An 11,048-nucleotide genomic window follows, 5' to 3' on the forward strand; every position below is an offset into this window, starting at 1 on the left:
CGCCGAGGCCGACGGCGGCCTGGCCGTCGCGGCCGTCGCGGCCGTCGCGGCGCATGCGACCCGGCTGCGCGAGGCGCATCTGAGCGCCGTTCTCGACCGCGTGCAGGTCGACCTGGCGGCGGGCCGCGCGCTGGAGATCGTCGGTGAGCTCGAGGCGTTGGCCGCCGAGCACCCGCTGCACGAACGGCTGGTCGGTCAGCTGATGGCCGCGCTGGCCGCCACCGGTCGCCAAGCCGACGCCCTGCGCAGCTACGACCAGCTTCGGATCCGGCTGGCCGACGAGCTGGGCGTCGACCCGTCCGCCGAGCTGCGGGCGGTGCAGCTGGCGGTCCTGCGGGGCGAGCAGACCGGGGCACCTCCCATGAAGGGGCGCCGGCGGACGAACCTGCGCGCGCAGCTGACGAGCTTCGTCGGCCGTGACGACGAGGTGGCGCGCATCGCGACGGCGCTCGAGGCGAGCCGGCTGGTCACACTCGTCGGGCCGGGCGGCGCCGGTAAGACCCGCCTTGCCAGCGAAGCGTTGGCCGCTGTCGTGGACGACGTTCCCGACGGGGTGTGGTTCGTCGAGCTGGCCTCGGTCACCGAAGCGGCCGACGTGGCGCAGACCGTCCTGGGCGCGCTCGGTCTGCGCGAGGCGAACCTACTGGACCAGACCACCAAACGGGTCGGTCGCGACGCGGTCGGCCGGCTGATCGAGGGACTCGCTGACAGAGCGGCCGTCATCGTGCTGGACAACTGCGAGCATCTTCTCGACGCTGTCGCGCGCCTGGCCGACCTGCTGCTCGCCCGATGCCCGCTGCTGCGGATCCTGACCACCAGCCGCGAGCCAATGGGCATCGTCGGCGAGGTGCTGCTCGCGGTGCAGCCACTGGCTCAGCCCGCCCCGGACGTGGCGGTCGCCGACGTGCTCGGGTTCCCCGCAGTCCGCCTGTTCGCCGACCGGGCAGCCGCCGTCCGTCCCGATTTCGCCGTCGACGAGGCGTCGGTCGCGACCGTGGTCGAGATCGTGCGCCGGTTGGACGGCCTGCCGCTGGCGATCGAGCTGGCCGCGGCGCGGCTGCGCACACTGCCGCTGACCGAGATCGCCGCACGGCTGTCCGACCGGTTCCGGCTGCTCACCGGCGGCAGCCGCACCGCCCTGCCCCGGCATCGCACCCTGCGAGCCGTGGTGGAGTGGAGCTGGGACCTGCTCTCGGGACCGGAACGGCTGCTCGTGGAGCGGCTCGCGGTGTTCCCGGCGGGCACCACCGTGGGCAGCGCGGCCGCTGTGTGCTCGGGCGACGGGGTGCACGCGGACGACGTCGGTGACCTGGTGGCCTCGCTCATCGACAAGTCACTGCTCCAGCCGGCCGCGGGTGGCACCCGCCAGCGGATGCTGGAGACGATCCGCGAGTACGGTCTCGAGCGTCTTGCTGAGCGCGGCGAGCTGGCGCGGCTACGCGAACGCCACGCCGCCTATTTCGACGATCTGCTGCATGCGGCGCAGCCGCATCTGACCCGGGCCGACCAGCTCGAATGGCTGGAGCTGCTGGCCGCCGAACGCGACAACATCCTCGGCGGGCTGCGGTACTGCTGCGAGCAGGGGGACGCCGACACGGCGTTGCGCCTCGCGGTCGGGTTCGGCGGTCTCGCGATGCTGCTCGGCAACCATGCCGACGTCGCGGTCTGGGTGGGCGAGGCGCTTGCCGTGCCCGGAGGCCAGAAGCCCGAGCAGCGCGTGATCGGCGAGGCGTTGCACGCAGTGAACTCAGCCGCGACAGCTGCCTCGTCATCCCCGGCCGAGGTGGAGACCAACCTGGCGCGCCTCGGCGAGATCGCGCAGCGGCTCGCGTCTGTCGACCTCCGCGAGCAGCCGCTGATCGGCCTGCTGAAGGTGGCGATCGCGATGTTCAGCGGCGAGACCGTATTGACGGAGCGCTATATCGGCGAGGCGGGGGCGAGCGGTGATCCCTGGCTGTCGGCGGCCGTGCTGATGTTCAGAGCCAGCCTTGCCGAGAACGACGGCGACGTCGGGCGCATGCGCGCCGACGCGGTCACCGCCCTGGCGCAGTTCCGTGTCCTCGGCGAGCGCTGGGGCACCGCCACCACGCTGCGGACGATGGCGATGCTGCACACGCTCGACGGCGAACTCGACGCGGCCGCGGCGGCATACGAGGAAGCGCTGGCGCTGATGCGTGAGTTGGGCTCGAGCGAGGACGAGTCGCTGCTGCAGGTGCGGCTGGCCGACCTGGCGATCCGCCGGGGCAACCTGGCCGACGCCCGGACGCATGTCGAGGCGGCGCGTGCCAGCAGCGAGGCCAGCGGGTTGGCGCTGGATGCGGTGTTCACGCTGAGCATGCAGGCCCGGCTGGAACGGCACCTGGGCGACCTCGCCGCGGCCAGGGCATTGCAGACCCAGGCGATGCGGCGCTTCGAGGCGATCCCGCCGGCCCACCCGATCCACGCTCACGGCAGCTCGTTCGTCCTGGCGTCCGCGGCTGCGCTGCACGCGGTCGACGGCGACCTCGCCGGGGCCCGGGCCCAGTTGCGGCGCGCCTACCCGGTGGCCGTCGGCACGAAGGACCTGCCGGTCCTGGCCGCCGTCGGGGTCGTGGTGGCCGACGTCGCGGCCCGCGTGGGCGAGCCCGCCATCGCGGCGGAGATCCTCGGCGCGTGCGAGACGTTACGCGGCAGCGCGGACGCCACCTCGCTCGACGTCGCCCACCTGTCCGCGCGGCTGCGCGGCGAACTGGGTGCCGACTTCGCCTGCGCATACGGCCGTGGCCGGGCGATGGACCGCGCCGCGGCCGTCGCCCGGCTCGACCCGGACCTGCTCCCGGCCGGGGGACCAGTGCTCGGCTCCGGCGCTGGGGTCGCCGGGCGCTGATGTCGCCGGGCGCTGGGGTCGCTGGGCGCTGGGGTCGTCAGGCGCGGCGGTTGTAGGCCCGCAGCGCGAGCGGCACGAACAGCGCCAGCAATGCCGCCATCCAGCCCAGCGTCCACACCAGGTCCGAGGCGACCGGTCCGCCCAGCATCAGGCCGCGCACCGCGGCGACCAGGTGCGAGATCGGGTTCACCTTGACCGGCGCCTGCAGCCAGCCGGGCATCGTCGAGACCCGGACGAAGGTGTTGCTGCCGAACGACAGCGGCAGCACCAGCATGAACATGATCCCCTGCACCGTGCCGGGAGTGCGCGCCACCATGCCGACCCACACCGAGATCCAGCAGAAGCACAGGGCGAACGCGATCGACAGCCCCAGCGCGGCCACCAGTGACAGCGGGTCGGTGGCGATACGGAAGCCGATGAGGTACCCGAAGCCCAGAAGAATGACACACAACAGCAGATAGCGCACGACATCGGCGAGGACCGCGCCGACCAGCGGAGCCGACCGGGTGATGGGCAGTGCCCGGAACCGGTCGAACACCCCCTTCTCGATGTCGGCGTTGAGGTTCTGCCCCAGCGCGATGCTGCCCATGGCGATGGACTGGCCGAGCATCCCCGGCAGCAGGAACTCAAGGTAGTCGTGCTGGGACCCGCCGCCGATCGCGCCACCGAAGATGTAGACGAACAGCAACAGGAAGATCACGGGTTGCAGTGTCACGTCGACGAGCTGTTCAGGTGTCCGCATGGTCTTGATCAGATTCCGGCGCGCGAGCACCAGGGCATGGCGCAGCGCACGTTGCCGGGGCTGGGCGGCTACGGGCCCGGGTGTCGGTGGCGCGGGTGGCCGCCGCCGTGGCTCGGTGGTCATGACTGTCATGCGGCCGACTCCTGTTCGGACGTGGTGCGGTCGTCGGTGCGGTTGCCGGTGCGGTTGCCGGTGAGGGTGAAGAACACCTCGTCCAGGCTCGGCAGGTGCAGAGACAGCTCGGTGACGCGGATGCCGGCCAGCTGCAGCTGGGCGATCGCCTCCGGCAGCACCTCGTCGCTGTCGACGGCGACGGTCAGGCGGTCGCGCCCGTCGGGCTGCGGCGCTGACCCCGCGATGTCGGCGAGCAGCCGGCTCAACGCGTCGCGCTGGGCCGGGTCGGCCGGTCGGACGCTCAGGCGCTGGCCGCCGAGTACGCGTTTGAGGCCGTCGGGGGTGTCGTGGGCGATCACCCGGCCGTGGTCGATGACGGTGATCTCATCGGCGAGCGCGTCGGCCTCCTCCAGGTACTGGGTGGTCAGCAGCACCGTCGAGCCGTCGTTGACCAGACTGCGCACGACGTCCCACATCTCCTCCCGTTTCACCGGGTCCAGGCCGGTGGTCGGCTCATCCAGGAAGATCACTGCTGGTCGGCCGACGAGCGACGCGGCGAGGTCGAGCCGGCGCCGCATGCCGCCGGAGTAGGTCTTGGCCAACCGGCCGCCGGCCTCGACCAGGTCGAACCACTCCAGCAACTCGCCTGCCCGCCGCCGGGCCTGCGCTGCGGGCAGGTCGAGCAGCTGGCCGATCATGACGAGGTTCTCGACGCCGGTCAGGTCCTCGTCGACGGAGGCGTACTGGCCGGTCAGGCCGATGTGCATACGGACCTGCTGCGGGTTGCGCGCGACGTCGAAGCCGGCCACTGTGGCGTGCCCGGAGTCGGCGCGCAGCAGGGTGGCGAGGATGCGCACGGCGGTGGTCTTCCCGGCACCGTTGGGGCCCAGCACGCCGAGCACGGTCCCCTCACGCGCCGCCAGATCGATGCCGGCTAACGCGTGGGTGTCACCAAAGCGCTTGGTGATCTTTTCGGCATGGATGGCGAACGTCATACGGCAGATACTGCCGGGCGAGGCTGGTATGGCGCGTACATCCTGCTGGCACATGCTGACGGAGGCAGGTAGGGACGGCGGGGTGTAGGGACGGAGCCGGCGGCCTACCGCTGGTCGAGCATCCATGCGACCAGGAGCGCGATGCCCATCACGACGAGGACGATCATCGTTCCCGCCAGCACGTAGAAACCGACGGTCTTGATCAGCCCGATGGTGACCGGAACCGCCGCGGCGACCACGAGAAAGCCGCTTGTCGTGACCGGCGTGCTGATGAGCGTCAGCACCGTCCTGGGTCCGCTCGGCCGATCGGTGGCCAGTTCGGCGGCCAGCGATGGCATGAGCCGAATCGTGCCCCAGGTGAGCACGACGAAGGCGATCGCGAGGCCGAGGGCGTAAAGAAAGCCGACGGCGTGGCCGAACGCGTCGAACGACGCGCCGGCGCCGAGCGCAGTGGCCGCGAACGGGACGTACCACGCGGTCGTGTGGTCCTGTTTTGCCTGCTCGGCGAGCCGCCGGGCCTGCGCGAGTCGTTCGGCCTGCCGGGCGGTCCTGTCGGTGTGCGGGCTGGCCATCGTTGATCCACTCCCATGGTGCGCTCGTGCGCGCAGCGTCCGGCGGGGGCTTGGTAGGCATTCTCCGGTTGGCAGGACATTGTCGCACACGCAGGGGCGACCCCGGGTTCTCGTTCGACCGGCATCGGCGGTCATGGTTCCCGCGACCCGGGGATTCCACGGGGATTCGCCGGGTGGGGGTTTTCTCCAGGGACGGTTACCCGGTGTTTTCCCCGGGTCGGGCAGGCGACAGAAACCAGGGCTGGTGCATTCCGCTCGGTTCCTGTAAGAAATTGGCTGGCTCGCCTGCAGGAGGAACATTTCAACCTAGCCCGCCACCTGGGCGGCAGTAAGGATTCGGAATGAAATAACTTGTTCACTTTGGGGCCTTTGCGAGCCCCTGACCTGCGAAGGCGCATGTCGGCCTGCATTACTTACTTCATTACGGATCCTAAGGAGTCCCCAAGTGCCAGTATCCGGTTGTCGTCGCAGTCCACGCTTCGGTTCTTTGGCCGTGACGTTGCGTGCCCTGCTGTCAGCAAAGCGCGTACATGCAATGTTTTTCGTGTCCGGTCTCGCTTTGACCGTGCTGATGCTCCCCTCAACCGCCGCGTACGCCGCCGACCAATCTCGTGTCGAGATCACTAACCTGCGCTCCGGCTTGAAGGCCGATGTGATGTGGGCATCTCAGAATCCCTACCAGGGTGTTTTCCTTTGGCCCAACAACACCAGCGCCTCCCAGGAGTTCGATCTGCTCGACAGCGGCGGCGGATACTTCCGAATCCGGGCCCGCCACTCCGGACAGTGCCTGATGCTCGACTGGCGCCAAGGGACCTACACAAACGGCACGCGTATCATCCAGTACCCCTATTGCAGCGCGGGATACAGTCCCGCCGAATGGCGGCGAGGCTGGGTCAGCTACCCGCCGAACTGCTCCGGCAATATATGCTCGACTACCGGCACCTCGTACCCGGTTTTGATCAATCGTCGGACCGGGCGGTGCCTGGACGCCGACAACGGCGCCGGAGGCGCGCCGCCTGCCCGTGCGGTGCTGCAGCAGTGGGACTGCATCCGCTACCCGAACGACTGGAACGCCGGTAACCAGCTCTGGCGCATCGGCAACGAGTCCTATTTGTAGCACCAGCGGCCCGGCACAACAGAGCCGACGTTCGTGCTCGGCGCGTATTCGACGTTTGTTTCCCATTTGATACTCGGCGAACGTACAGAAAAGATCTGATGATCCACTTACACGCCCTGGCCAGCATGGTCAACTTCCCTGTTGGTCATGCTGGCCAGGCTTGTGTAGGGTAGGTGGCTGGCACGGTGGCACCCTGGCTGTAGTTGTTGGTCCGGTACCTTTGTCGGTGCGGTTTCCCGCTCGTTTTTCATCCTGGCCCGTCATGGCTGGTCAACACGACCGGGGTGCTGGGCGTGTCCGCTGGGTGGCCGGTTCGTCGCCCGGGACCGGCATTTCCAGGCGTGGTCGATCTCGGTGCTGGGCGGCCCGGGTGGGCCGATCCCGCCGACCCCGCTCACGGTCGGCATCGCGGCCGGCACCCAGACGCCCTTCGCCGGGACGCCGTTCACGCTTGACCTGTCCGGCCTCACCCCATGCGGGTACGTCGTCCGCCTGACCATCGTCGACCGCGCGATCGTCAACAGTGTGACGACCGGACAGCATGTCGTGATCGACCGTGGTATCTGCCTGGAGTAGTTGCGCTGACGCCTGACCGCTGACGGACGCCTACCGGTCGGGGACGGCAGCTGCACCATTGCCTTCGGTGCGACGAGTGGAAGGAAGACGTCAGGAGGCGCCGGCTTTCGGGCGGAAAATGTATGTCAACCATCCACTCGTCCTGGTCCGGTTCCCTGCCCTGCCCTGCCCGGTCCGGTCCGTGGCGGTGGCGGTGGCGGTGACCGAGGTCTACCAGCCCAGGAGGGCGGCGATCTGTTCACGGTGGTGGGCGGCGCCGCCGAGCAGCACGGCGTCGGCGCGGGCGCGGCGGAAATACAGGTGGGCGTCGTGTTCCCAGGTGAAGCCGATTCCGCCGTGCAGCTGGACGGTTTCCGCGCTGACCCTGCGGAAGGCGTCCGAACACCAGGCCTGGGCCACCGCCGCCGCCTCGGTGAACGCGGGTGTACCCGCGACGAGCAGCGCGCGGTCCACGGCCGAGCGCGACATCTCCACGAGTACGAGCAGGTCCGCGCACAGATGCTTGACGGCCTGGAACCCGCCGATGGGACGGCCGAACTGCCGGCGCTCCTTCACATAGGCGACGGTCATGTCCAGGCACGCCTGCGCGCCACCGAGTTGCTCGGCGGCGAGCACCACACCCGCGGTGTCGAGCGCGGGGCCGACTGTTGCAGCCGCGGTTGCGCCGTGGGTGAGCCGGGTCGCGACCGCCCCGGTGAAGGTGATCTGGGCTTGGGCCCGGGTGAGGTCGAGGGTGTCCAGGCGGGTGACGTCCACCCCGGGCTCGTCGGTGTCGACGAGGAAGAGATCGGGCCCGCCGCCTGGCTGCGGCACGGCCGCGACGACGAGGCTGCGAGCGCCGGGGGCGTCCAGGACGAAGGGCGCGACCCCGTCGAGGGTCACCCGCGCGGACGTGCCGGCCCCGCTCCCGTTCTGAAACGTCACCTGGAGGCGGTCGGGACGCCAGCGCCCGTCGGCGTCGGTGACGGCGAGCGCGGCCACATCCCCGGCCGCGACCCGCGCGAGTGCGCTGGCCGCGGCGGATTCGCCTGTCCCGGCCTGGGCAGCCCCGGCCTGGAGGGTGCCGGCCAGCACCTGGCCGGCCAGCACCGTCGAGGACAGGAAGGGGACGGGTAGGAGGTGAGCGCCCAGCACCTCGGCGACGGTGACGAGCTCGGCGAGGTCGCCCGCGCCGCCGGCCTCCGCCGGCAGACCCAGACAGGCCAGGCCGATCTCGCGGCCCAGGATCTCCCAGGCGTGTTCGTCGAAGCCCGGCCCGTCGTCCCCCAGGCCGCGAGCCAGGGCCGGACCCCCGAGTTCCAGGCAGGCCTGCGCGACGGTGTCCCGCAGGCTTGCGAGCTCCTCGCGCCGGTCGTCAGAACCGGTGGCCGGTTCGGTGGCCGGGGCAGGGGCCGGGGCCCCGGCCATGGTTGCGCGGGTGTCGACGGTCATGGGGTGCGCTCCGGACTGATCGTGAAGGCCTGTGCGGCCTGTGCGGCCTGAGCGGCGGCGAGCCGGGCGACGGGTACCCGTTGCGGCGAGCACGAGACGTAGTCGAGCCCCAGGGGCTCAAGGGTGGCGATCGATGCCGGGTCGCCACCATGCTCCCCGCATATTCCGATCTTGATGTCGGGCCGGACCGCCCGGGCCCGCCGGGTGGCGAGGGCAAGCAGTTCGCCTACGCCGTCGGGGTCGAGCTCGGCGAACGGGCTTGCCGGTAGCAGGCCGCGTTCCAGGTAGTCGGACAGCAACCGGCTCTCGACGTCGTCCCGGGAGAAGCCGTAGGTGAGCTGGGTGAGGTCGTTGGTACCGAAGGACAGGAACTCCGCGTGCACCGCCAGCTGGCCGGCCAGCAGCGCGGCCCGCGGCGTCTCCACCATCGTGCCGATGCGGTACGCGACGGTGACACCGCTGCGCCGGGCGACCTCGGTGGCGACGTCTGAGACCGCGGCGGCGGCCAGGGCCAGTTCCCGCGGTATCGAGACGAGCGGGATCATCACCTCAAGGATCGGGCGGACGCCTTCGGCGGCGACGTCGATCCAGGCGGAGAACAGGGCGTCGACCTGAGCCGGGTAGAGCCCGGGGTGCAGGAGGGCGAGCCGTACACCGCGCACGCCGAGCATGGGATTGGCCTCGCGCAGCTGCCCGGCGCGGGCTGCCTGCCGGTCGTCGTCATAGTCACCGTCGTGGGGAAGGAACTCGTGCATCGGTGCGTCCAGGAGACGCACCGTTACCGGACGATCCCCCACCGCGCGCAGCAGGTCGCGGAAGTCCTCGCGCTGAGCGTCGGCCAGGGCCGCGAGCGCCTTGCGTTCGTCCTCGGCATCCTCGGCAAGGATCACCCGGCGGACCAGCGGCAGTCGGGCGCCGAGAAACTGGTGTTCGGTCCGGCACAACCCGATGCCCTCGGCGCCCAGCCGCACGGCGCTCGCCGCGTCAGCCGCGGTGTCGGCGTTGGCCCGCACCCCGAGCCGGCGGTGGTCGTCGGCCCAGCCGAGCAGGACGTCGAGCTCGGCGGAGGGGGCTGCCGGGCGAACCTCGACCGCGCCGACGTAGACGTCGCCGGTGCGTCCGTCAACGGAGATGACGTCGCCTTCGCATAGTTCCCGCCCATCCACACTGACCCGGCTCGTGGCGGGATCGACCCGCAGGCTCGACGCGCCACACACCGCGGGCCGACCGGCGCCGCGGGCGACCACGGCCGCGTGTGAGGCGAGCCCCCCGCCCGTCGTGACGACGGCGGCGGCGGCCAGCAGACCTGGCACGTCCGCGGGTGTCGTCTCGGTCATCACCAGGATGGTGGGTACACCGTCCGCGGCCCGGTCGAGGGCGTCGAGGCTGGACAGCGAGATCCGGCCGCTGGCCGCGCCGGGGGAGGCGGCGAGCCCGCGTACCAGCAGCGGTTCGCCGCCGCGTAGCCGCAACTGGGGGTGCAGCAGCGCCTGTACCTGTTCGGGCCGCACCGAGCGCACCGCGGTGGCCTTTTCCAGGGTGCCCGCCTGGACCAGGTCCACCGCGAGCCGCACCGTCGCCTGGGGGCTGGGATGGCTCAGTGGCGCGGCACTGAGCAGCGCGAGCTCACCGTCTTTCAGCTCGAACCCAACCTGTGCGACGGTGCGGAAGTGGTGTTCGAGGGTGGCCAGCGCTTCGCGCAGGAGATCGGCGCCACCGGGCAGCTGCGCCAGCGGCTCGCCCGGTCCGCTCGGCGGTTCGCTGCGGCGTACGCCGCGGTGGAACACCCCGCTCGGTGCGAACGCGCCGGTGTCAGGGTCGCGGCTGGCCGCGCTGCCGTGGCCCGAACGTGCCCACGGTCCGATAAGCAGCGCCTGCAGATGGAGGGCGATCGGGGTGTCGGCCGGCAGTGACTGCGCCGTGCGGGCACGTCGTCCGCGCGGGGAGTTCCACCGGGCCAGCGTCGCGGTGGCGGCGAGCGCGACCTGCTCGGCCGGGTCGTGCGGATAGGGCCGGTTGCCCAGCCGCTCACACATGTCGAGCAGCGCGGGTACCTGTTTGGCCGGGTCGGGGTTGTCCAGGACGAGGTCGTCGAGGTCGTCGGCGGGGACGCCGAGGGCACCTTCGGCGATGGTCCGTACCGTCGCCGACCAGGTTTCGTACAGTGTGTCCGCACGGCCGATCGCGGCGCACAGCGCCGGGGCCGTCGCCGGCGAGAGCCCGAGTCCCGCGACCATCGGTGGCAGGCCCGCCGCCGGCACCGGGGCGCTTGCGACGAGCCGCAGCAGCATCGGGCGGTCGGCCTGCCCGACGCGCCGGCCGGCCAGCGCGGACAGCAGATCGACCGCGCCGCGGGCGACAGTCACATCGGTGAGGTCGCCGGCATGTGACGCCGGGATCGTGAGACCCGGGACGGTCGGCAGCCCCAGCCGCACGAGGCTGTCCATCTCCATTCCGTGGACGCCGAGCTCGGCGGCGTCCAGACCACGGGCGTGCCCGTGGCCGTATGGGACGAGGTGCGCGCCGGGGGAGGGGGACGACGCAGCGTTCACCCGGCGGACCCCGCGACCAGCCGTTCCTCCAGCGCCTCGTCCTCGGCCCGACTCACACCGAGTAGCAGTAGCAGCTCCTGGTG

Annotated in this window: 8 protein-coding genes; 3 read left to right on the forward strand and 5 right to left on the reverse strand. The window is 71.0% G+C overall.

The window, feature by feature from the left end:
• The coding region (locus tag U9983_RS23585; protein WP_322756113.1) for an ATP-binding protein at positions 1-2,866 on the forward strand (2,866 nt) is incomplete at its 5' end.
• A 37-nt stretch (positions 2,867-2,903) separates the two neighbouring features.
• Here the strand turns inward: U9983_RS23585 and U9983_RS23590 are convergent.
• From U9983_RS23590 to U9983_RS23600, 3 genes are all read right to left on the reverse strand, one after another.
• Positions 2,904-3,740, reverse strand: coding sequence for an ABC transporter permease (locus U9983_RS23590; protein ID WP_322756114.1), 837 nt, complete (start codon positions 3,738-3,740; stop codon positions 2,904-2,906).
• Complete coding sequence (locus U9983_RS23595; RefSeq protein WP_322756115.1) at positions 3,737-4,717, reverse strand: ATP-binding cassette domain-containing protein; 981 nt, start codon at positions 4,715-4,717, stop codon at positions 3,737-3,739. Before U9983_RS23595 ends, U9983_RS23590 begins: the two co-directional genes overlap by 4 nt.
• A gap of 104 nt (positions 4,718-4,821) precedes the next feature.
• Complete coding sequence (locus U9983_RS23600; protein ID WP_322756116.1) at positions 4,822-5,289, reverse strand: hypothetical protein; 468 nt, start codon at positions 5,287-5,289, stop codon at positions 4,822-4,824.
• A 445-nt stretch (positions 5,290-5,734) separates the two neighbouring features.
• Between U9983_RS23600 and U9983_RS23605 the strand changes: the two genes are divergently transcribed.
• The gene (locus U9983_RS23605) at positions 5,735-6,406 is read left to right on the forward strand and encodes an RICIN domain-containing protein (protein WP_322756117.1); all 672 of its coding nucleotides are present in this window, start codon (positions 5,735-5,737) and stop codon (positions 6,404-6,406) included.
• 354 nt (positions 6,407-6,760) lie between these two features.
• A complete protein-coding gene (locus tag U9983_RS23610) occupies positions 6,761-6,982 on the forward strand; it encodes a hypothetical protein (protein ID WP_322756118.1) in 222 nt (73 codons plus the stop codon).
• A gap of 210 nt (positions 6,983-7,192) precedes the next feature.
• On the opposite strand, the gene U9983_RS23615 is transcribed toward U9983_RS23610, so the two are convergent.
• Positions 7,193-8,413: an acyl-CoA dehydrogenase family protein gene (locus U9983_RS23615; RefSeq protein ID WP_322756119.1), complete on the reverse strand. Its 1,221-nt coding sequence runs from the start codon at positions 8,411-8,413 to the stop codon at positions 7,193-7,195.
• Complete coding sequence (locus U9983_RS23620; protein WP_322756120.1) at positions 8,410-10,965, reverse strand: putative PEP-binding protein; 2,556 nt, start codon at positions 10,963-10,965, stop codon at positions 8,410-8,412. The genes U9983_RS23615 and U9983_RS23620 overlap by 4 nt, the downstream gene beginning before the upstream one ends.
• Between the last annotated feature and the right edge of the window lie 83 nt (positions 10,966-11,048).

This window comes from Protofrankia sp. Cas3 (genome assembly GCF_963555955.1).
In the GTDB taxonomy this organism is placed as follows: Bacteria; Actinomycetota; Actinomycetes; order Frankiales; family Frankiaceae; genus Protofrankia.

Excerpts from the sequence above, each read along its gene's own strand:
- U9983_RS23615 (WP_322756119.1), bottom strand. The coding sequence starts at position 8,413 with ATGACCGTCGACACCCGCGCAACCATGGCCGGGGCCCCGGCCCCTGCC.
- U9983_RS23590 (WP_322756114.1), bottom strand. The coding sequence starts at position 3,740 with ATGACAGTCATGACCACCGAGCCACGGCGGCGGCCACCCGCGCCACCG.
- U9983_RS23600 (WP_322756116.1), bottom strand. The coding sequence starts at position 5,289 with ATGGCCAGCCCGCACACCGACAGGACCGCCCGGCAGGCCGAACGACTC.
- U9983_RS23595 (WP_322756115.1), bottom strand. The coding sequence starts at position 4,717 with ATGACGTTCGCCATCCATGCCGAAAAGATCACCAAGCGCTTTGGTGAC.